Consider the following 20814-nt stretch of genomic DNA (forward strand, 5'->3'; position numbering starts at 1 on the left):
GATATGGAAAATGACTGGATTATCGAAAATAAAAAAAAAGAAAAACCTTTACCCATCGAAGTTTTTGAAAATGGAGATACCAGAAAACAGCTTTTAACAAGAAGCCGGTATTTGCTTTATAAAAGTCAAGAAAAATGGACAGAAACTCAACAAGAGCGCGCAAAAATCCTTTTTGAAAACTATCCAGATTTAGAGAAAGCTTATAGTTTAACGAATGGATTACGGCAAATTTACAATCAAAAAACCGTGAAAGATGTTGCGATGTTAAAATTGGCGCATTGGTTTAAAGATATAGAAAATGCTGGTTTTAAATCGTTCAATACATTGGTGAGAACCATTACACAACATTACAATGATATTCTAAATTATTTCATCAACAGAAGTACGAATGCGAGTGCCGAATCTTTTAATGCAAAAATAAAAAACTTCCGAATGCAACTTCGTGGTGTAACAGATCGGAAATTTTTCTTGTTCAGATTAACACAGATTTTTGCTTAGTCCCCAAGTTTTGTGCGTGATCCAAATTTTTCTTGTTCAGATTAACACAGATTTTTGCTTAGTCCCCAAGTTTTGTGCGTGATCCCCTTTTCATACATAGTCCCGTATTTCTTCCCCCTTAAACACAAAAAACCCTCACAATCAAAAGATTATGAGGGTTTAAAGTACCTCGGACGGGACTTGAACCCGTACATCATTACTGATACAGGATTTTAAGTCCTGCGTGTCTACCAATTCCACCACCAAGGCAAGTGTGAGCGAAAAACGGGGCTCGAACCCGCGACCTCAACCTTGGCAAGGTTGCGCTCTACCAGCTGAGCTATTTTCGCGTAGAAATTTTTTTAAAAAAAATTAAAAAATGGTGCGGATGAAGGGACTCGAACCCACACACCTCACGGCACCAGATCCTAAGTCTGGCGTGTCTACCAATTCCACCACATCCGCTTTAAATTGAACTTCTTTTCTTTTTTTGTGAGTGCAAATATAGTACTTTTTCTTAATAAGAGCAAGGTTTTCTTTTTTTATTTCAAAATATTTCTATCTATTCTATTTGGTTTATTACAAATCTATTTACTATTTTTACACTTTAAGAAATTTAATTATGGAATTACAAGGCACAATAAAAAAAATCTCGGAATTACAGACTTTCCCAAGTGGTTTTCAAAAAAAGGAATGCGTATTGATGACACAAGAACAGTATCCTCAACCGATAAATATAGAATTTTTATCAGAAAAAGCTGCAATATTAGATGGTTTCAGCGAAGGTGATGAGGTGAAAATAGGCATCAACATCCGAGGTAGAGAATGGACGAGCCCTCAAAATGAAGTAAAGTACTTTAACTCTATAAATGGTTGGAGAATAGAAAAATTAACAGCAAATTCATCAGAACCTACGCAAGCAGCACCTTCTAATTCTGCTGCAGCACCTGTAAAAGAGGACAATCCTTTCGCTGATGATAATGATGATGACGATGGATTGCCATTTTAATTAATATTTTATTCAAAACAAAATCAATTTAATCCTGCCAATTTTTAGCAGGATTTTACTTTTATAATAATGATAAGACTTTCACCAGACGAAATTTCTTTCCCAGATCCTAGAGCATACAATCCAGACGAAGGCATTATCGCATTAGGTGGAGATTTGAGCACAGAAAGAGTGCTTTTTGCTTATGAATGCGGGCTTTTTCCTTGGTACAATCCAACTGAAGAAATTTTGTGGTGGTGTCCAGATCCAAGATGTGTGCTATTCCCTCAAGATTTGAAAATTTCTAAATCTATGCGAAAAGTTTTTCGAGATGGTGTATTTACCTTTACAGAAAATCAATGTTTTTACGAGGTGATGGAAAATTGCCAGAAAATCAAAAGAAAAGATGAAGATGGAACCTGGATTTCTTCAGATTTTCTAAAAACTTATCATGATTTGCATTTAATGGGCATCGCAAAAAGTGTTGAAGTTTGGCAAAATGGAGCATTGGTTGGTGGTTTTTATGGATTAATCATCAATAAAATATTCTGTGGAGAAAGCATGTTTGCCCACGTAAGCAATGCTTCTAAAGCAGGGTTTATTTATTTTGTGGAGAAATATAAGGATGTTTTTAGTTTGATAGATTGTCAGGTAAAAACAAATCATTTGGTTAGTTTGGGTGCAACAGAAATTTCAAAAATAGAATATTTAGATAATTTGGATAGAAAGTGAAACTTCAAAATAATTAAAAACATTTAACCTAGAATATTAGCTTAAATTTGCACTTTAGAAAAATTAGACTTACACCAATGAATAATCAAAAAAAAAGCGCTGGAAAAATTTCTGTAGAACGAGAAAAATGGTTGCTTTTAATAGTTTTAAGCATTATTTGGGGCTCATCATTTATATTAATAAAAAAATCTCTTGTCCACTACAATCCATACGAAGTGGGTGCTTTGCGGATTTTAATTGCAGGTATAATTTTACTTCCAATTGCAATTCTTAACATCAAAAAATTCCCAAAAAAACAGTTGAAATGGCTTTTGATAGCCGCTTTTTCTGGTAATTTTATTCCGATGTTTCTGTTTCCAGTTGCGCAAAAAATGGTGAGCAGCAGCATTGCGGGCATCATCAATTCTATGTTGCCTATTTTAGTAATAATGGTAGGTGCAATTTTCTGGAAATTTAAAACCACAAAACGCCAATTGATAGGTGTTGGTATTAGTTTTTCTGGTGCGTGCATCATCGCATTAAGCAATGGAAGTGGTGGAAATATCAAATTTTTTCCGGTGCTGCTTTTATTAACAGCAGTTTTAGGATATGCCATCAACGTTACTACTGTGAAATCTAAACTTCAAGGGATTTCTGCGAAAATTTTGAGCAGTTTTGTCTTTTCTTTCGTACTTCTTTTACCATCATTTATTGCATTGTTGTCGGCTGGTTTTGTGAGAGATTTTGTGCCGGATGAAGGTCATTTTATTGGTTTAGGATATGTTGCGCTATTATCTATTTTTGGGACGGGTTTCGCGATGATGCTCAACTATAGATTGCTGAATATTTCAACACCACTATTTGCTTCTACGGTTACATTATTGATGCCAATTGTCGCAATTATTTGGGGAGTTTTGGACGGTGAAACTTTGACAACAGGACAGATAATTGGCGGAATAGTAATTGTTTCCGGCCTTTTATTTTTACGCGCAAAAAATTTAGAAAAGAAGATTTTGTAGGTTTTTGAGCAAAAAAAAAGCTGCATTTATATTACTAAATGCAGCGCTTTAAATGCGTAAAATATTATTTTCTCTTTATAAAAGGGTATTTCTGTTCCATTTCCGAAGCAATTGTCGCATCCAAAGTTTTTGCTTTTTCAAGATAAACTTCGCCTTCTTTTTCTTGTTTCAAAATAAAATAGCAATTGCTCAATTGATATAGCAATTCTGCTCTTTTATGATTTTTCAATCCTTCTTTTAAAAGAGTAATTGCATCTTCATATTCGCCCAACAGCATCAAAACTTCTGCAAAAGCGTACCAATTGTAAAAGCGATCTGGCTCTATTTCTATTAATTTTTTTAAGCAAACCAAACTTTCTTCCAATTTTCCATCATCTATTAAAAGAAAGGCCACTCTTTTCTGATAATCTACTTGATTTTCATTTAAATTAAGTGCCTCTTTTGCGAAATACAAAGCTTCCTTCATACCGCCCATTTCTTCGTAAACCTTGCTTTGTTCCATCATAGATAGATAAAATTGTGGATCTTCTATCAAAGATTTTTGAAAAGATATCAATGCAGGAACCCATTGTTTTAGCTGTTTGTAGGCCAAACCAATTTTGTAAAACGTGAATGCTTTGGTAAATTCCAGTTCCAGCATTTCTTCGTAAACCGAAATTGCTTCTTTGTATTTTTCTAGATTTTCTAAACAAACCGCTTTGTTAGAATATACACTTACGGCTTCAGAATTTATTGCCAAAAGATAATCAAAACCTTTGATGGCTTCTTCGTAATTTTTTTGGTTGAAGTAGAATTGTCCATATTCGTACCAAGCAATTTCTGAAAATGGGTAATCGTCTAGATAGGCATTTAAAAACTGAATTGCCTCTTCAGATTTTTTAAGATCTATGAAGCATGCCATTATGTTTTCTAGCGCATATTCGTCTTCTGGATCTTCTTCCAAAGCCAAACGATAATGCCTTAAAGCTGTAAATGGATCTTCTAAATTCACACATTCATCAGCAATAAAATTGTGTAGAAAATTTAATTCTTCACCTAATTCTATGGCTTTTTTGCAATATTCAATAGCTTTCTTAGGATTTCCAAGGTTGGAATAGAATTTTGCGCAACAAGCAAGATAGTCTGTACTTTCTCCAGCTACAGCTTGTAATTCTTTCAAAAGTTCTTTTGCGGGAGCATAAAATTCAAACTCTATGAGAACTTCTAGCTGTTTTACTTTTATTTCGATAGAATTGGGATGCAGTTTTAATCCATAATTTACGACGTTTTCTGCATTTTTCAAATCTCCTAATTCTAGATAATAGATAATAATATCTTCTAGCTCTTCCGTATCAAAGTAGAGCTCTAAGTTATTTTCTATCATGTCTTCGAACTTTTTTACAAGTTCATTTTCAAAAAATTCTTCCAATATATTTTTTTTGATTTTCAGTTTTCAACATATAATTTTAGTTAAAAATCCGATTTATATTTAATAGTTTGCCTTGTCTGGATGCTGTCGATTAGAAAAGAAAGACACTATTTCCACTGTTTCTCCAACAATTTTGTAATACATTGTATTATATTTTGCTATGACTATTTTATGAACACTTTTTTTGATAGAAATTTGAAAAGCCAATGGGTTTTTCGCAATTATAGAAATTACTTTTTCTATCTCGTTTGCCAAAAATTTTAATTCTTTTTCACCAAAAAACGTTTCTAAATATTCAAAAGTATCAGCCAGTTCATCTAAAGCAAAATCTGTCCAAATTATTTTATAAATATTTTCCATATACCTTTCTGGCTTCAGAGTGAGGTTTTGTTTTCCCTTCTCGAGAATCTTCTAATCCTCTTTCAATGGAAAGCTTTTCGGCATCTGCAATTTCGTCCCACCAATCATTTTCAAACTCATTTTCTACAAATTCAACCTCATTAGTTACTAAATAAGCTTTGACTTTTTCGGATTCTTGTTCGTCTTTCGGATTTATGGTAATCGTCATCTCTCAAATTTTAATTAAAGTTAAGAAATTTAAAATTAAATTAAACTTTTAATTTTTTCTATCATTTTATCTCCCAAATCATCTGCTTCTTCTTGAGAAAATGCTTCGGTATAAATTCTGATTATTGGCTCTGTATTAGATTTTCTAAGATGCACCCAATTGCTTTCAAAATCTATTTTTACGCCGTCAATAGTAGAAATTTCTTCGTTTTCGTATTCTTTTTCCATCTTTTTTAATAGAGAATCTACGTCTATTTCTGGCGTCAATTGTATTTTCTTTTTACCCATGAAGTAACTAGGATAAGTAGCTCGCAATTCTGATACCGTTTTGTTTTCCTTTGCCAAATGCGTCAAAAATAAAGCCACACCTACCAAAGAATCTCTTCCGTAGTGCAAATCTGGATAGATGATTCCACCGTTTCCTTCACCACCAATTACGGCGTTTTTTTCTTTCATTAAATTCACAACGTTCACTTCGCCAACTGCACTTGCAAAATATTCTGAATCATGTTTTATCGCTACATCTCGCAAAGCTCTGCTAGAACTTAAGTTTGAAACTGCCACTCCTTTTTTGTGCTTCAATAGATAATCTGCAACGGCAACCAAAGTATATTCTTCTCCAAACAAATCTCCATTTTCATCTACCAAAGCCAAACGATCTACATCTGGATCTACCACAATTCCTACATCTGCTTTTTCCGTTTTCATCAGTTCACAAATATCTCCCAAATGCTCCTTCAAAGGTTCTGGATTGTGTGGAAAATGTCCGTTTGGTTCGCAATATAATTTTACGGTTTCGCAGCCCAATTTTTCCAAAAGCATCGGAATTGCAATACCGCCAGTAGAATTTACAGCATCTAGAACTACTTTATAATTTTTTGCTCTAATTGCTTCTGCATCTACCATCGGCAAATCTAAAATCTGCTGTATGTGAATATCAAAAGCAGTATCATCTACTTCATAACTACCCAAATCGTCTACTTCTGCGAAATTAAAGGCCTCATTTTCGGCCAATTTTAGTACATCTGCACCATTTTCACTATTGATGAATTCTCCTTTTTCATTTAATAATTTCAGCGCATTCCATTCTTTGGGATTGTGCGATGCTGTTAAAATTATTCCACCGTCTGCATTTAATTTTGGCACCATTACTTCTACCGTTGGCGTGGTAGAAAGTCCGAGATCTATTACGTTTATTCCTAAACCTTGCAAAGTAGCACAGACCAAAGAATTCACCATTTTACCAGAAATTCTGGCATCTCTACCTACAACAATCGTTAGGTTTTTTTTATTTTTATTGGTTTGCAGCCAGGTTCCGAAAGCTGCAGAAAATTTTACTACATCTAACGGTGTAAGATTATCGTCTACTTTTCCGCCGATGGTTCCGCGGATTCCTGAAATGCTTTTAATTAATGCCATAGAATAAATTTATAAAAAATTGCTTTTGCAAAAATACGGAAATAGTTTTGCTTTGAGAATTTGTGAAAAAATCAAAATTTCCTAGGCTAGATTGCCTCAAATTTTGTTTTTTTAGAGGATTCAACGAAACTCTTTCCTCGTTTGGAAGTGGAAATCCTTTTTTGCTAAGCTCAATGTTTAAATAAAAAGATTGTAATGGATAGTCTGTAAATTGTTTTAAAAGGAATTATTTCTTTTTCAAGAACATCCACAATCGCTATCGCAGCCTGTTTTTTTAGACTTAAATTTTTGCGGTGAAAAATTTTTACTGATAATTTTATATAGGTAATAGATTGCAAATAGCACTATTAATGCTACCAAAACATATTGAAATATTAAAGAAGTTCCCATATTATTTAAAAATTTGGTAAACAATGAGAGAGGCAAAATAGGCTAAAACGGACATTGCACTTGCTTGTATGATTGTCCATTTCCAAGATTTTGTTTCTTTATATACAACGGCAATTGTAGAAACACATTGCATGGCAAATGCATAAAATATTAAAATAGAAAGACCGGTTGCAAATGTGAAAACAGGTTCTCCATTCGGTTTTTTGTCATTCCGCATTTTGTCTATTATTTTCGTTTCTGGCTCATCATCTCCCAAACTATATAGCGTAGACATTGTGCCTACAAAAACTTCTCTTGCCACAAAACTGGTGAGGATTCCAACTCCCATTTTCCAATCATATCCGAGTGGTGCAATGGCAGGTTCTATGGTTTTTCCCATTTTTGCCAAATAGGAATTTTGTAGAGTTACATCTGTGGAAACAAAATCTTTATCATTTGTAGTTGGCCCAATATAGCTGAAAAACCAGATAACGATGCTTACCAAAAATATTATTTTTCCGGCACCTGTGATAAATTCCCAAACTTTACCTAAAACTAATTTGAAATCATAACCAAAAAGGGGCATTTTGTATGTTGGTAAATCCATTACCAAAAATGTTTTTCCTTTATTTTTAATTACAAATTTTAGAATAAAAGCTGCAACCATAGACATTGCAAAACCTAATAGGTACATTGCCATAAGAGCAATTGCTTTGTGATTGATGCCTAAAAACGTATCGTCTGAGATAACTAAACCAATGATGATGCTGTAAACGGGAAGCCGTGCCGCGCAAGTCATAAAAGGAGTTACCAAAATTGTAATTAGTCTTTCTTTTACGTTTTCTATATTTCTGGTAGACATGATTGCTGGTATTGCGCATGCTGTACCGGAAACTAATGGAACAATGCTTTTTCCATTCAAACCAAATGGACGCAAAAGCCTATCCATCAAAAATACTACTCTAGACATGTATCCGCTATCTTCTAATAAATAGAGGAAGTATAATAAAATTCCGATCTGTGGTGCGAATATGATAATTCCGCCAATCCCAGGAATTATTCCGCTGGAAATTAAACTGTTTATAGGACCTTCTGGCAAAATTTCGTTAGCTGTTTTTGCTAGCCAAAGAAAGGTTTCTTCTATCCAACCCATCGGATATTCTGCGAGGAAAAATACACTTTGAAATAATAATAATATAATAACCGCAAAAACTACATAACCCCAAAATGGATGCACCAAAACACGGTCTAGTTTCTCGGTAAGTAATTCTTTGAATTGCGCTTTTTTGTGCACAACTTGGGAAATAATTTTGTCTATATTTTGGTAGCGTCTTATGGTTTCTTGCGTCTGCAATCTTTTGGGAACAAGACATTTAGCATCTTCTTTAGAAATTTTTTCTTCTACTGATTCTAATTTACCTAAATAAGTATCGGAAGCAAGCAAAGTCCAGACTTTGTATTGGTTGTGTTCTTTTGTATTGGATAAAATTTTGAAAATTAATCCTTTTTGCTCCAAAGGAATTTCAAAAGAGACTTGGCTCGCTTTTCTAAATTCATTATTGAAAATTGATTCTCGCAATTCATCTAAACCAATATTTTTCTTTGCGTTGGTGCGAATTATTTTTACATTCAGTAGTTCTGCCAATTTTTCTACTTCTAGTGTTACACCGCGTCTTTCGCTTTGGTCTATCTGATTTACAACTAGAATTACTGGAATTCCTAAATCTTGTATCTGTTGAAAAAGTAATAATCCTCTTTTGATGCTCAAAGCTTCTAGCATATAAACTACACCAGAATATTCTTCCTGTTCTTCTATTAAAAATTTTGAAAAAATGGCTTCATCTTCGGAAGTGGGATAGATGCTGTAAGAACCTGGTAAATCTACTACTTCTACATCTTCATTTTTGTAGGAATATTTTCCCAAATGACTAGCAACCGTAACACCTGCATAATTTCCAGTTTTTTGTGTTTTGTTGCAAAGATGATTGAAAACGGTAGATTTTCCTACGTTTGGGTTTCCTACAAGCAGGATTTGTTTTTTGGAAGTGTTTTGCGGCATTTTATTTTAAGGCAAAATTTTGGAAAACTGATTTTTTTTAATCCATAAATGAAACAAAAGCATAAATTATAGAATTGCAATTTAAAGTAAAAAAGATAAAATATTTAAAACTTAAATATTTTTAAATTTCTTCTACGATAATGTATCTTGCTTCTTCTTCTCGCAATGCAATTCTGCACTTTTCATCGCCAAATTCTATAAAAAGTGGACCTTTGAAAGGTGCTTGATACAAAATCTTGAAACACGTCTCTGGCAAAAGTCCCATTTCAATGATTTTGTTGGGCATTTGCAGATGTTCATTTTCATAACCAGCGATTCTACCCAATTTATTTTTTGGGAAGCAACATAGTTTATTAGATATATCTTGTTTCAATGCTTTGTTTTGTAGGGCAAATATAGGTTATTTAAATTTAATCTAAATAAGGGGTAAACATATTATTTGTCATAAAAAAATCCGAAACGTAAATTTCGGATTAAACTATAAAAATTATTTTTTCTTTTTTGTTGTAATTGCTTGCATTTCGATAGGATTATCTACTGCACTATACAAATCCTTCAACATTTTTTCTTGTTCTTTCACCATTTCTCCTACTGTTTTATCACTTCCAGGCATCTTGTATGCTAATACTTCTTTCGACATTTGACCACGAACTGAAGCAAAAGGATCGTTTTTGTATTCAATTATTTTATCTTCAAATTTTGCTCTATCCATATCTATGGTTTTCGGCATTCCACCAGATTGTAGTTTTTGGAAGTAGGTGTATTCTACAAAATCTTTCACGGGTCTGTTCCCTTTTAATTCCCAAGAATAGTTTTGATCTGCATCTTCTATTTTCACTATTAAACCAGGAAGTCCAGAAAATTTGTAAGGTCCATCTTGAAATGGAATATCTTTGCTAAACCATGCTGTCCAAGTTCTGCCACCAAATTTTGTGGTTGCTTTTTGAGTTTTATATTCACCGATTTTCATGGTTTCAGCTTCTATTTTCCAATCGAATTTTGGAGTTTCTTTGTATGCCATATACAAGGTTGATCTTCCATTTACTACTTCTTCAGAAAATTGCATTTCCATAGAAGGATATGCTTTGTCTATTTTGAAAGAAAATTTTGGCATCGTATAATCTTTAGAAAGATCTTTGAAAACGCCTGCTTTTTGCATCGCTTCTACTTTTATTTGCAAAAGAGAATCTTGTGCTATTGCGGTATAATCTCTAAAAATTGATTTTTCTGGCGTGATATCTAAAGACATCATCACTTTTTCTACTTTCGCAGAGTCTTTTTTTGGTTTGTAGGTCAATTCATAGAAGAATCTATTTGCCGTTACTTGTGCTTGTGCTATGAATGAGAACGCTAAAAGCGTAAGGATAAAATATTTTTTCATTTTGATTATTTATTATTTTTTATTGAATTTCAATAGGATTGTTATTTGAATTAAACATTTCATTTGCCATTTTTTCAGCTTTTTTCAGCATTTCAGCCATCGTCATTTCGCTGCCAGGTAATTTCATATTCATTACTTCCTTATTGCTCATCATTGGTCTTGCCTCTGCCAACGGATCTGCTTTGTAGTTTTGATAAGCTTTCTCGAATTTTTCTTTTGGAATAATGCTCACCTTTGTTGAAAGTCCGTATTGGGATGCTTTTTTCTCTAATTCTTCATCTGCAGAAATTACTTCTACAGTTTTGTTGCCCTTTAATAGCCAAGAATAATTTTTTTCAGCGTCTTCAATTTTCACAATTAAGCCAGGCAGTCCACTAAATTTATAGGGTCCATCTGAAAAAGGAATATCTGTAGAAAACCAAGCTGTCCATTTTCTTCCGCCAAAATCTACAGTTGCTTTTTGTGTATTATATTCTTCTATTTTTTGTCTTTCTGGGAGAATTTTCCAATCAAATTTTAATTGTTCGTCATAACCGAAAACTTTCATACTGATTGCATCTTGATACGTACTTTTCATCGAAGGATACTCTTTCGAAACACGATATGTAAATTTTGGATTAACCACGGAATTCATCATTTTATCAAAATTAAAATCTCTTTCTAATTTCTTAGCAGCGATTCGCCTTACAGAATCCTGTTCTACAATAATATAATCTTGGTAAACAGATTTTCCAGGGACAATATCTAAAACAGTCATCACATTTTGAAGTTTTGCAGAATCTTTTTTTGGTTTGTAGGTCAGTTCATAGAAGAATCTATTTGCCATTACTTGTGCTTGCGCTGTGAATGCAAATAGGAGCATCAAAATTGTAATCTGTTTTTTCATTTTGATTATTTATTTAATTAGTAAGATTGTGCTGTAGTTTGTTACAAATTTTTCCTGATTTTTTTGTTTGAGATAAAGTATTTTTTGAAATTAAATCCAGGTTTTTTTATTAATTTAAACATGATTAAACAAAAAAAATGCCGTTCAGAAATTTCCGAACGGCATTAAGGGTATTTGTAAGTTTTTATTTAAAATTAAATTTCACAGTTGCCATTATTTGGCTTGGGCGAATTTGTATTCTGCTGATGCTGGTAGAAAATGCACCATCATCTATTCTTTCAAATAAATTTTTGTTGGCAATATTTAGCCATTTTAGTTCAAAATCTATATTCTTTTTGCTCCATGCAAATTGGTAGGTAAGATCATAAAATGCATTTTTGTAGGTTTGTCCAGCTAGTGAACTGTTGATCTGATCCCAATTAAGAGCTATAGAATGATTTTCTATTGGGTAGAATATTAAATTCAAATTATGATTGAAACTTTCATTGCTCGTAGAGGCGAAGATACTTTCATTTGTACTCCAACCCATCGTAAAATTGTAATCAAAACTCATCCAACTAAAGAAAGAATTGTTCAATTTGAAACCCAAATTTTGGGAAGAACTATCATTATCATAAAAATCTCCTAATCTTGCCAATTCAGAAGTAGAATCTGAATTTCTGAAGCTCACAGAAACGTTGGATTTGTATTTCGGGAAATATTTTCCTACTTCTACATTTTGAGAATTGCTCACAAACTCGTTGTCTCTTTCTACAAATTTTAAAACTCCAAAACCAGTTCCGTCTCCTGTAAAATCTGAAATCAAATTATTTTTTGTGTTGGAGTAGTTGTAATTTACATTAAAAAATAAATTATTCAGCGGGTTTCTGTATTCTAATCTACCACCTGCACTTTTACTTAAATTTTCTGATACAGGATTTGTAAAGTCATTTGAAGATATATTGGTAGGGTTTCCTAAAATATAACCTGCGTACAAATTATTAACATCTGCAAATCTGTAGTTTACATTCCCAAAAACAGAAGTTTTGAAGAAAGATGCGAAACTATATTGTACAAAACCAGAAGGCTCGAAAGTAGTTTTACTAAAATCTTGGTTCAAATTTCTTAAAGGATCTTCTGCGGTAATATTGGTAAAGTTTGCTGGTAAACGGATGCTTGCACTCCAGTTTTCATTTTTATAATTCAACCCAAGATTTGCATAAGGTACAGATTGGCGAAATTTCAAATCATTATTAAATGCTGGTCCATACCCAAATTGATTGCCTGCAGATATTTGAGTTAATTGAGAATAGACATCATTGGTTAAAAAATTATAGCCTATTTCTGGGGTGATTGTCCATTTTTTATATGTAAAACCCATTGTTGCGGAATGATTTGCCTCAAAAGTTTCTATATTGAAATACTGATTGATTTTCTCAGCATTTTCAAATAAATTTTGAGATGGAATTGTTCCTGGAAAAAACAAATAATTACCTGGGGAACTTCTTAAAGTTTGATCATCATTTTGATAACTGATAAAAGACTGTAAATTTAGCAATTTGCTTTTCCAAGGGATAATGGTGCTTAAGGAGTTTTGAAAAGAGGTAGAAGGGGATTCTAAAGCTTGTTCAGAAAATTTTCTTTCGTTTTTAGCGCCATCAAAAAGATTTACATTTGCTCTGTCTGCATTCCAATACTGATTGAATGTTGTAACGTTTTTAAAGAAGCCCAATTTTGCATTTTTCGTAAAAATTAATTCACCTTTTGCTTTGTTTGTAAAAAAACGATTGTCTCTTTCAAATGTTGATGTTTGGTTAAAAAGCTTATCAAATCTTTCTGTGTACGAAGCTCTTTCTACATCATTATTCGTATAAGATCCAGAAGCTTTTAGCTCCCATTCTTTATTTTTGAAAGGCGTTGTTAATACATTTGCGGAAAAATAATGTACTCTATTAAACAAATATCTAGATATAGGTAGGTTTGGTGTAGAAGCTTTTTCCACATCTAGCCAGCTATTTTGTGCATTGCTTCTTCTTGTTCCTTCAAACCTACTACCGAAAGAGAATAAATTTCCTTCATTTTCAACAGGATCTCCGACATTATTCGCTTTATAATTAACAACCCATTGGTTTTTTTGCCCGAAGAACATGGGAGTTACTTTCGCATTAAAAAGTGCATCATCACCTAAAGCAGATTCTCCAATATTGGTTCCTGCTCCTATTTCTGCACGACCCGTCATCGTCACTTGTTTTTTCAATTTAATGTTAAATGCAGCTTGGTCAGACGGTACTTTGTCTTCCAAAATTTTCACAGGTTGATGGTTTTCCAAAACCTGAACACTTGCTACAGCATCTTTCGGTAGTGCTTTATTGATGATGCCATATCCACCTTCCATAATATCTTTCCCGTTTACATAAAATTTTATCAGCGGCTCTCCTTGATAAAGTACAGAACCATCTTTGTTTACTTCAACACCAGGAATTTTTGCAAGAACATCTGCTAAAGTTCTATCATTTTTATTTTCAAATTCCTTTAGATTATACTCAATGGTATCTCCTTTTTTGGTAATGATTCTCGTTTTTAGCTTTACTTCTTCAATTTCTGTAGCTTCCGTCTGAAGATTGAAATTGTAAGTTTGGGTATCATTTTTTATTTGTTGCGTTGTAGCTTTATGGTTGAAAGCTTTTATTTTCACGTCTACATTTGCAGCAGATGAGGTAAAAGTAACGGTATATTCTCCCTTAGAATTGGAAATTGCATAAGCAATAATGGCATCTTTGCCTGGTTCTTCTACAGTTACACTTGCACTCGGAACTCTTTCTCCCTCGTTATTTTTTACTACACCAGAAACTGTTTTCTGGGCAAAAGCGTTTATCATCAAAAATAGAAAAAGGAAAACGGATAGATGTTTTTTCATGGTAGAAAGTTTTGGTTATTTTTACGTAATATAAGTACTATAGATTAGCAATTTGTTACAAAGTTAAATCTCAAGCAAAAATATTATTGAAAAGCGATAACGAAAAAAATAATTGTAAGGTAAAACCAAAGAATTGAGAATAAAATATGGATGATGGTTTCAAAAGTTTTGCCGCGCCACAATTTTGGCGAATAAACGAAAAACTGAAAAACAGCTCTCAATCCCCAGAAAAATCCTAAACCGAGGCAGATTTTTTTCCCGAGATTGGTATTGACCAACTCTACAGATGAGGTGAAAAATAAAATCCCCAATAGAATTTCCATCATCATGATGAAAACCACGTGTACTTTGAACATTTGGCGGTTAAACAAATTGAGACCGGCAAGATTATTTTTCCAATCAAATCTTTTTGGCAGATCAAAATGTACTAGTGAAAGTAGAATAAGTAAAACGCCGATAATTTTAAGGTGTATTTCCATTTTTATTTAAATAAATTACATTAACGAAAGGGTTTGGTTTTGAATGCTTCACAATATTAAAATTTGAATTTTCAAAATTTTTTTTCCATGTTTTGAGCGACAAAAAATGGAAAAACCCGATATTATAAGCTAGAAAATTGGGCAAATCTCGAAGATGCTCCACGATTATTATGCTTGAATTTTCTTTCGAAATCCTATTTAATTCCTGAAAAAATTTAATTCTTTCTTCATTACTTCTAATTTCGTGTGCGGCAAAAATGAGAAAAATAGCATCAAAATAATTATTGGGAAAAGGAATTTCTTTGGTATTTATTTTAAGGGTTTCTGGAGAGTTTGGGTATAATTTTCTAGCTCTTTTTATAGAAACTTCGGTATGCACTTTTTCATCATAAAAATCCAGCATTTCTATTTTGTTCAATGAAAAATTTTGTTTTAAAATCGCCGAAGTTTCATCAAAACCAGCGTTGATATTGGCGATTTTCGCTGCTCCATTAAATTTTAAATCATTTAAAAATGAAAAATTGTAGAGTTTAGAAAAATCGTAAACGTAAGCAGAAACAAGAAGAGAAATTCCAACAACCGATGCAATGATTATATTTAAAAATGAAATCAAATCAGCAATCAAATTTGGAAGTACAACAATTTTAAACAAGAAAAAACTCAAGATAAAGTAGCTCAAAATGATGGCATAAAAATGCCAATTGAAGCGGACAATATTTGCAACACCTTGCAGTGGTTTTCGTTTTATTTCCATTGTTCTACTTTCCCTTTTTTCCACCAATATGGAATATTCGTAATTTCAAAAGCGTTTGCCAAAACTCGATTTTGAAAAACATTTTGTTCCAAAAATTTGAAATGAAAATCTACAACTTTCACGGGTTTTGGTGTCCAATTTGAGCGAACACCCTCAATTATTAGCACAGATTTTTTTTCATCATCATAAGTAAATGTGAAAGGTAAAGGTCCGGCAAATCTGCGTGCTGCTTTCCAATCTGGGAATGGTGAGTTTTCCGGTAAAGCAATTTCTTCCTCTGTGGCTTCAACTTTTACATGAAAGTCTGATAAAGAGGATTTTATAGTTTTAAATTTTCCAGAACTCTGTTGAGAAATATCTGTAGTTTTATAATTATAATGCGTAAAAATATTGCCAAAAAATTCCATTTTTTTCTGGTCTGTTTCAGATTTGATAATGTATAAACCGCGTAATTTTTTTCCCTTATCATTCGTATATCTCACGAAAATTCGATAGCCGATTAAGAAGAAATTGTTTCCCATAAATTTTGGGAAACCTTTTGGCCTCAAATGTTTCGTTTGTACCATCGCAACGGCTACAAAGGCAAATTTATCCTCAAACAAATCCAATTCCAAGCATTCTGGAATTAAGGTTTGCAACTGCTCTTTTGGCACTGCGAAAGTGAGTACCAAAGAACTATCAAAATGGGCTTCTACAGCAAAAGGATGATTTTTTAAGTAATCCATACACTTCAATTTATTTATGAAAAAGATTAAAATTCACTACCAAATTAAAGTCCCAAATATTCTTTGGATTCTGGTAAATTCCTGATTTTATGAAGCGGATACACAAAATCATTGTCCATCGTATTCATCGCATTGATGATTTGAAAGTGAGAAAATTCTTTCAAATTTTGGAGCGTAATTTCGGTTTCTTTTATTTTTTTAGATTGCAAAAGATGTTGCCTTTGCACGCCATTTAATAAAAAAGTAGTGGGTGCAAACCATTGTTTTTCTTTCAAGAAAAGTAAATTTGCGTAAGAAGAATCTGTGATGTGATTGTTCTTCACGATGATGATTTCTTCTGCTTTTGCAGTGTTTTTCATCTGATCAAACACTTTTCTATCTTCAAATTTGAAGGAGTAATCCAATGTATTGTTTTCTACTAATTGAAAAGTTTCTATCTGCGGAAAAGCATACGGAATCAGTTGTGAAGTAAATTTTTTTTCCAAATCATACACGATTCTCAATTTATACAAACCATTATCATCATGATTCAAATTTTTGTAAATTTTTTCCAAATCTAAAGATCCTTCTTTACCAAAATTGGCAAAAGTTTCGTTCATCCTTTTTTGATGAAGATCTAGCAAATAAATTTTTTGATCTTGTATTTTTATACTTTCAATGAATTGGTACATATATTTTGTTTTTTACTTCTTCGTATTCGTCTTGCATTTTGCTTTGATGCGTAATTCCACCACCACTTTTGAAAAATAATTGGTCGTTTTCTTTTTCTATAAAGCGAATCATTACACAAGAATCTAGATTTTCACCATCAAAATAACCGCAAATTCCAGTATAATATCCACGATTAAAATCTTCTGCCTCCAAAATTATCTCTAGCGTTTTTTTCTTTGGTGCGCCCAAAATAGATCCTGCTGGAAGTAAGGTTTGCAATATACTTCCAATTTTATTGTGAAATTCAGGCTTCAAAGTTCCAGAAATTTCTGAACTCATGGCGTAGAGATTTTTTTGATGTGTTTTCAAAAAATCTATCCTTTGAAATTCGTCTACTTTCACATGATTTGCAACCATGCTCAAATCATTCCTCAATAAATCTACTACAGTGTAGTGCTCGGCTTTTTCTTTTTTATCGTTTTTCAAAACCTCAATTGCATTTTCTATTTCCGCATCAATGGTCCCTTTCATGGGATGTGTAGAAATTTTTTGACCATTAATTTCCACAAAAGTTTCTGGTGAAAAAAAGACAAATTCATTTTTGCAAAGCACTTTATATTTTGCTTTAGCAAGGTAGAATATTTCTTCTAAAGAGTAGTTGGTTTCAATTTTTGTTTTTCTGGTGTAGTTCGTAAGATAAGAATTTCCCCTTTTCAAATTATTTTGAACAAAATCAAAACCAGGAAGGTAATCTTCTATAGTTTCTGGGAAAGACATCAACTCAATTTCTCTACATAAATCATTCGATTTTGGATAAAATTCAAAATTTGGGAAATCAATCAATAAGTTTGAATTTTCTAAATCATGATTTTCATGAACGATAATATTCTCCATTAAAAAATCTATCATAAAAAAGAACGGCTTTTTCTGGAGAGAAAGGTCGTCCATTCTTTTAAAATTAGAATTTTTATTGATTTTCATATTGCAAAAATATAGTTTTTAAACCTTATTTTTGCAAAAATTTAAAAATGAAGGAAGCAAATTTGCCAGAAATTGGTGCGGACGAAATATTAAGAAAAGCCTTTAAATATTGGAGCAAAACATTGGTTTATCAACTGATTTTCAGCCTTGTATATCTTTCAATTTTGCTATTTGTTTTGACGTATTTTGCGACAGATTATGGTTTGCTAGATCAATATATATCTGCAATTTCTAAGGCAAATGAAGATGTGGTAGTTTATCAAAATGAAGTTAATAAGATTGCGGAAAACCCGAATTTTATTTCATTTTATTACATCATCTTGGGAACTTTGGTATTTCTTTACCCTTTAAACATTGGCTTTTTTCAAATTTATAGGAAAATGGATCTTGGTGAAAAAACCGAATTAAAAGATCTGTTTGTTGGATATTTAGGAATTAATTTTTTTAAATTTATTAGTTTTTATTTATTTTGGTTCATCATATTCTCTTATACTGCACCTACTATTATTTTGGGATTGATGTGGATTTTGATCACACTTTTCACAGGACCTTTGATGTTTTTTATGAATAAAAGAATTTTTGAAACCTTCTCGCTCAATTTTCATGCAATTAGAAAATATCCGATGATCATCTTTGTAGGCTTATTGGTTGCTTTCATTTTTAAAATTGTTGGCTCTTTGCTTCTGCTACCCTTATTATTTGTGTTGCCTTTTTCAAACGCGATGATTTATACTTTATATTCTCAGATTTTTCATGAGAATAATGAAAAGAATGTCGTTTAAATATAAACTATTTATCAAAATCATTATTGTATTTTTGAAAATCTTGAAAACTAGATAAATACCCAGAAATTATGGAAAATAACGAGCAATTGAATGGTTTAAAAATTAAACAAATATTCTTAATTCTTATAATAAGCGCATTAATAATACTTATTGTTTATAATCTTGCGCTCTTTTTGCCATCTGTTTTAGGGGCGATAACTTTGTATGTAATTTGTAGAGATTTAAATTTTTATTTGATAGAAAAAAAAGGATGGAAACCTTGGCTTTCTTCTATATTCATTATTGTTATTAGTTTAATTATCATTGTTTTGCCAGTATATTTCATTGTTGATACTGTGATTGCAAAAGTGGGTAATGCATCTCAATATTTAGAAAAACTAAATGTGTTTGTAGATAAAATCCATGATTATATTATGCAGCAAACGAGCATAGATATTCTGAGTAAAGAAAATATTGATAAATTAAAAAGTAATTTAGGGTCTATATCTACCGCTGCATTAAATACAACTTTAAATACGGCAACAGTATTATCCTCAATGTATTTTTTGCTTTATTTTATGTTTGAAAGACCTCGAGTTTTTGAGAAATTAGCAATAAATGCATTACCATTTAAAAAAGCAAATAGAGCAAAAATCGGTCAAAAATTCAGAAAATTACTAACTGCAAATGCTGTTGGATTGCCTGTAGTTGCTGTTGGACAAGGTATTGTAGCTGTGGTAGGTTATTTCATATTTGATGCGCCAAGTCCCATGTTGTTATTTGCACTTACTTCCGTTACGGCAATGTTGCCTATTGTTGGCGGTTCTATTGTATTTGTGCCAGTTTGTATATTTATGATTGCCGAGGGAAATACTTTTGGTGGAGTAGGTTTGTTAATCTATTGCATTGTAGCAGTAGGACTTACAGATAATATTTTGAGATTTACATTATTAAAAAAGCTTGAAAACATACATCCTTTGAATACTGTTTTTGGAATTATTATGGGGATAAATATTTTTGGATTTATGGGATTGATTTTCGGGCCAATATTGGTTTCCATGACGGTGCTTTTGGTGCAAATATATAAGGATGAATTTAATGATGAAGAGCAACCTCCAGAGTTGCAATTGCCATCTGAACAAGAAATTGAACAAAAAATAATTTTGGAATTGTGATGGAAGGATTTCGCCCAGAGATTTTGGAAGAGATAATGGTAACGAAAATGCCATTTGGAAAATACAAAGGAACTTTGCTTATCAATCTTCCAGATTTTTACCTAGAATGGTTTCAACGAAAAGGAATGCCTCCCGGAAAGTTAAGAATGCAAATGGCTACCGTTTATGAAATAAAATTAAATGGTTTGATGGATTTGGTGAGACCTTTGATGAAGGGGAAATAAGACCTTTAAAAATCGATTTAAATAATAATTTAGTTACATCATCAAAACTTTTTGATGCGTGATTAATTACCTTCCTTTTTTGCTTGTCATGTTGGTATATTTCCATCAATATAGTGTCTTTTGTTTTAAGAGAAAGTAAGTCCTCTCATATCGATTAATATAAAAACTAATTTACCTGTCGCCAGAATTTGTCTTCTGTGCGGCATTTTCTTTTAAAATCAAATTTAAAATCAAATTTCAAGGATATTGAATGGTCGATAAAAAAGAATTTTTTCAAAAATAATTAGAATAATTTTCACTAAAAGCACTTAATATTGTAGAAATATTTATTTAATTTTATTTTTCAAAATATCGTATAACGGATCACGCACAAAACTTGGGGACTAAGCAAAAATCTGTGTTAATCTGAACAAGAAAAATTTCCGATCTGTTACACCACGAAGTTGCATTCGGAAGTTTTTTATTTTTGCATTAAAAGATTCGGCACTCGCATTCGTACTTCTGTTTATGAAATAATTCAATATATCATTGTAATGTTGAGTGATGGTTCTTACCAATGTATTGAACGATTTAAAGCCAGCATTTTCAACATCTTTAAACCAATGTGCCAATTTTAACATCGCAACATCTTTCACGGTTTTTTGATTGTAAATTTGCCGTAATCCATTCGTTAAACCATAAGCTTTTTCAATGTCTGGATAGTTTTCAAAAAGGATTTTTGCGCGTTCTTCTTGAGTTTCTGTCCATTTTTCTTGACTTTTGTAAAGCAAATACCGGCTTCTTGCCAAAAGCTGTTTTCTGGTATCTCCATTTTCAAAAACTTCGATGGGTAAAGGTTTTTCTTTTTTTTTATTTTCGATAATCCAGTCATTTTCCATATC

Annotated in this window: 22 protein-coding genes and 3 tRNA genes; 7 read left to right on the forward strand and 18 right to left on the reverse strand. The window is 32.2% G+C overall.

The genetic code is table 11. The features are described 5' to 3' along the window. A partial coding sequence (locus tag HNQ03_RS14925; protein WP_173780503.1) for a transposase occupies window positions 1-498 on the forward strand: 498 nt, incomplete at its 5' end. 165 nt (window positions 499-663) lie between these two features. Here the strand turns inward: HNQ03_RS14925 and HNQ03_RS14930 are convergent. The 3 genes from HNQ03_RS14930 to HNQ03_RS14940 form a co-directional block, all read right to left on the reverse strand. Further along, window positions 664-747, reverse strand: a tRNA-Leu gene (locus HNQ03_RS14930). 7 nt (window positions 748-754) lie between these two features. Beyond that, window positions 755-827, reverse strand: a tRNA-Gly gene (locus tag HNQ03_RS14935). Window positions 828-857: 30 nt separating this feature from the next. Beyond that, window positions 858-942, reverse strand: a tRNA-Leu gene (locus HNQ03_RS14940). Window positions 943-1099: 157 nt separating this feature from the next. On the opposite strand from HNQ03_RS14940, the gene HNQ03_RS14945 reads away from it, so the two are divergent. The 3 genes from HNQ03_RS14945 to HNQ03_RS14955 all read left to right on the forward strand — a co-directional run bounded on the left by HNQ03_RS14945 (window position 1100) and on the right by HNQ03_RS14955 (window position 3195). Then, the gene (locus tag HNQ03_RS14945) at window positions 1100-1486 is read left to right on the forward strand and encodes a DUF3127 domain-containing protein (protein WP_173780504.1); all 387 of its coding nucleotides are present in this window, start codon (window positions 1100-1102) and stop codon (window positions 1484-1486) included. 69 nt (window positions 1487-1555) lie between these two features. Beyond that, window positions 1556-2197, forward strand: coding sequence for a leucyl/phenylalanyl-tRNA--protein transferase (gene aat, locus HNQ03_RS14950; RefSeq protein WP_173780505.1), 642 nt, complete (start codon window positions 1556-1558; stop codon window positions 2195-2197). A 77-nt stretch (window positions 2198-2274) separates the two neighbouring features. Continuing rightward, on the forward strand, window positions 2275-3195 hold the full coding sequence (locus HNQ03_RS14955; protein ID WP_194305200.1) for a DMT family transporter: 921 nt from the start codon (window positions 2275-2277) through the stop codon (window positions 3193-3195). A gap of 64 nt (window positions 3196-3259) precedes the next feature. On the opposite strand, the gene HNQ03_RS14960 is transcribed toward HNQ03_RS14955, so the two are convergent. The 14 genes from HNQ03_RS14960 to HNQ03_RS15025 form a co-directional block, all read right to left on the reverse strand. Next, the gene (locus HNQ03_RS14960) at window positions 3260-4603 is read right to left on the reverse strand and encodes a tetratricopeptide repeat protein (RefSeq protein WP_173780506.1); all 1344 of its coding nucleotides are present in this window, start codon (window positions 4601-4603) and stop codon (window positions 3260-3262) included. 60 nt (window positions 4604-4663) lie between these two features. Beyond that, entirely contained in the window at window positions 4664-4963 is a 300-nt protein-coding gene (locus HNQ03_RS14965) for a type II toxin-antitoxin system RelE/ParE family toxin (protein ID WP_173780507.1), read from the reverse strand. Continuing rightward, window positions 4947-5171 (reverse strand): hypothetical protein, encoded by a 225-nt coding sequence (locus HNQ03_RS14970; protein WP_173780508.1) that lies wholly within the window; start codon window positions 5169-5171, stop codon window positions 4947-4949. Before HNQ03_RS14970 ends, HNQ03_RS14965 begins: the two co-directional genes overlap by 17 nt. A 35-nt stretch (window positions 5172-5206) precedes the next feature. Next, a complete protein-coding gene (glmM, locus tag HNQ03_RS14975; RefSeq protein ID WP_173780509.1) occupies window positions 5207-6589 on the reverse strand; it encodes a phosphoglucosamine mutase in 1383 nt (460 codons plus the stop codon). Window positions 6590-6980: 391 nt separating this feature from the next. After that, window positions 6981-9017, reverse strand: a complete 2037-nt coding sequence (gene feoB, locus HNQ03_RS14980) for a ferrous iron transport protein B (RefSeq protein ID WP_173780510.1) — start codon at window positions 9015-9017, stop codon at window positions 6981-6983. A 121-nt stretch (window positions 9018-9138) separates the two neighbouring features. Then, on the reverse strand, window positions 9139-9390 hold the full coding sequence (locus HNQ03_RS14985) for a FeoA family protein (protein WP_226927531.1): 252 nt from the start codon (window positions 9388-9390) through the stop codon (window positions 9139-9141). A gap of 114 nt (window positions 9391-9504) precedes the next feature. Beyond that, entirely contained in the window at window positions 9505-10398 is an 894-nt protein-coding gene (locus tag HNQ03_RS14990) for a GLPGLI family protein (RefSeq protein ID WP_173780511.1), read from the reverse strand. Between the two features lie 19 nt (window positions 10399-10417). Beyond that, window positions 10418-11284 (reverse strand): GLPGLI family protein, encoded by an 867-nt coding sequence (locus tag HNQ03_RS14995; RefSeq protein ID WP_173780512.1) that lies wholly within the window; start codon window positions 11282-11284, stop codon window positions 10418-10420. A 184-nt stretch (window positions 11285-11468) separates the two neighbouring features. Beyond that, window positions 11469-14180, reverse strand: a complete 2712-nt coding sequence (locus tag HNQ03_RS15000) for a TonB-dependent receptor (RefSeq protein ID WP_173780513.1) — start codon at window positions 14178-14180, stop codon at window positions 11469-11471. A gap of 83 nt (window positions 14181-14263) precedes the next feature. Continuing rightward, on the reverse strand, window positions 14264-14659 hold the full coding sequence (locus HNQ03_RS15005; protein WP_173780514.1) for a hypothetical protein: 396 nt from the start codon (window positions 14657-14659) through the stop codon (window positions 14264-14266). Then, the gene (locus HNQ03_RS15010; protein ID WP_173780515.1) at window positions 14643-15413 is read right to left on the reverse strand and encodes a class I SAM-dependent methyltransferase; all 771 of its coding nucleotides are present in this window, start codon (window positions 15411-15413) and stop codon (window positions 14643-14645) included. Before HNQ03_RS15010 ends, HNQ03_RS15005 begins: the two co-directional genes overlap by 17 nt. Then, on the reverse strand, window positions 15404-16138 hold the full coding sequence (locus HNQ03_RS15015) for a DUF2071 domain-containing protein (protein ID WP_173780516.1): 735 nt from the start codon (window positions 16136-16138) through the stop codon (window positions 15404-15406). Before HNQ03_RS15015 ends, HNQ03_RS15010 begins: the two co-directional genes overlap by 10 nt. A 44-nt stretch (window positions 16139-16182) precedes the next feature. Further along, window positions 16183-16809, reverse strand: a complete 627-nt coding sequence (locus HNQ03_RS15020; protein ID WP_173780517.1) for an aminotransferase class IV — start codon at window positions 16807-16809, stop codon at window positions 16183-16185. Further along, window positions 16793-17770, reverse strand: coding sequence for an aminodeoxychorismate synthase component I (locus tag HNQ03_RS15025; RefSeq protein ID WP_173780518.1), 978 nt, complete (start codon window positions 17768-17770; stop codon window positions 16793-16795). The genes HNQ03_RS15020 and HNQ03_RS15025 overlap by 17 nt, the downstream gene beginning before the upstream one ends. Before the next feature lie 47 nt (window positions 17771-17817). Here HNQ03_RS15025 and HNQ03_RS15030 point away from each other — a divergent pair, with 47 nt between their 5' ends. The 3 genes from HNQ03_RS15030 to HNQ03_RS15040 all read left to right on the forward strand — a co-directional run bounded on the left by HNQ03_RS15030 (window position 17818) and on the right by HNQ03_RS15040 (window position 19933). Next, entirely contained in the window at window positions 17818-18552 is a 735-nt protein-coding gene (locus HNQ03_RS15030) for a hypothetical protein (protein WP_173780519.1), read from the forward strand. A gap of 71 nt (window positions 18553-18623) precedes the next feature. Beyond that, window positions 18624-19709 (forward strand): AI-2E family transporter, encoded by a 1086-nt coding sequence (locus tag HNQ03_RS15035; protein WP_173780520.1) that lies wholly within the window; start codon window positions 18624-18626, stop codon window positions 19707-19709. Next, complete coding sequence (locus tag HNQ03_RS15040) at window positions 19709-19933, forward strand: DUF3820 family protein (RefSeq protein WP_173780524.1); 225 nt, start codon at window positions 19709-19711, stop codon at window positions 19931-19933. The genes HNQ03_RS15035 and HNQ03_RS15040 overlap by 1 nt, the downstream gene beginning before the upstream one ends. 383 nt (window positions 19934-20316) lie before the next feature. Here the strand turns inward: HNQ03_RS15040 and HNQ03_RS15045 are convergent. Continuing rightward, window positions 20317-20814 (reverse strand): ISAon1 family transposase (locus HNQ03_RS15045; protein WP_173780521.1); only part of this gene is annotated, 498 nt, incomplete at its 5' end.

This window comes from Frigoriflavimonas asaccharolytica (assembly GCF_013294015.1).
GTDB classification, from domain to species: domain Bacteria; phylum Bacteroidota; class Bacteroidia; order Flavobacteriales; family Weeksellaceae; genus Frigoriflavimonas; species Frigoriflavimonas asaccharolytica.

Bases quoted from the DNA above. Each gene is read 5' to 3' on its own strand.
- HNQ03_RS14945 (WP_173780504.1), top strand. From the start codon at position 1,100: ATGGAATTACAAGGCACAATAAAAAAAATCTCGGAATTACAGACTTTC.
- HNQ03_RS15005 (WP_173780514.1), bottom strand. From the start codon at position 14,659: ATGGAAATACACCTTAAAATTATCGGCGTTTTACTTATTCTACTTTCA.
- HNQ03_RS14955 (WP_194305200.1), top strand. From the start codon at position 2,275: ATGAATAATCAAAAAAAAAGCGCTGGAAAAATTTCTGTAGAACGAGAA.
- HNQ03_RS15020 (WP_173780517.1), bottom strand. From the start codon at position 16,809: ATGTACCAATTCATTGAAAGTATAAAAATACAAGATCAAAAAATTTAT.
- HNQ03_RS15010 (WP_173780515.1), bottom strand. From the start codon at position 15,413: ATGGAAATAAAACGAAAACCACTGCAAGGTGTTGCAAATATTGTCCGC.
- HNQ03_RS15025 (WP_173780518.1), bottom strand. From the start codon at position 17,770: ATGAAAATCAATAAAAATTCTAATTTTAAAAGAATGGACGACCTTTCT.
- HNQ03_RS14995 (WP_173780512.1), bottom strand. From the start codon at position 11,284: ATGAAAAAACAGATTACAATTTTGATGCTCCTATTTGCATTCACAGCG.
- HNQ03_RS15000 (WP_173780513.1), bottom strand. From the start codon at position 14,180: ATGAAAAAACATCTATCCGTTTTCCTTTTTCTATTTTTGATGATAAAC.
- HNQ03_RS14965 (WP_173780507.1), bottom strand. From the start codon at position 4,963: ATGGAAAATATTTATAAAATAATTTGGACAGATTTTGCTTTAGATGAA.
- HNQ03_RS15015 (WP_173780516.1), bottom strand. From the start codon at position 16,138: ATGGATTACTTAAAAAATCATCCTTTTGCTGTAGAAGCCCATTTTGAT.
- feoB (WP_173780510.1), bottom strand. From the start codon at position 9,017: ATGCCGCAAAACACTTCCAAAAAACAAATCCTGCTTGTAGGAAACCCA.
- HNQ03_RS15030 (WP_173780519.1), top strand. From the start codon at position 17,818: ATGAAGGAAGCAAATTTGCCAGAAATTGGTGCGGACGAAATATTAAGA.
- glmM (WP_173780509.1), bottom strand. From the start codon at position 6,589: ATGGCATTAATTAAAAGCATTTCAGGAATCCGCGGAACCATCGGCGGA.
- aat (WP_173780505.1), top strand. From the start codon at position 1,556: ATGATAAGACTTTCACCAGACGAAATTTCTTTCCCAGATCCTAGAGCA.
- HNQ03_RS14970 (WP_173780508.1), bottom strand. From the start codon at position 5,171: ATGACGATTACCATAAATCCGAAAGACGAACAAGAATCCGAAAAAGTC.
- HNQ03_RS15035 (WP_173780520.1), top strand. From the start codon at position 18,624: ATGGAAAATAACGAGCAATTGAATGGTTTAAAAATTAAACAAATATTC.
- HNQ03_RS15040 (WP_173780524.1), top strand. From the start codon at position 19,709: ATGGAAGGATTTCGCCCAGAGATTTTGGAAGAGATAATGGTAACGAAA.
- HNQ03_RS14990 (WP_173780511.1), bottom strand. From the start codon at position 10,398: ATGAAAAAATATTTTATCCTTACGCTTTTAGCGTTCTCATTCATAGCA.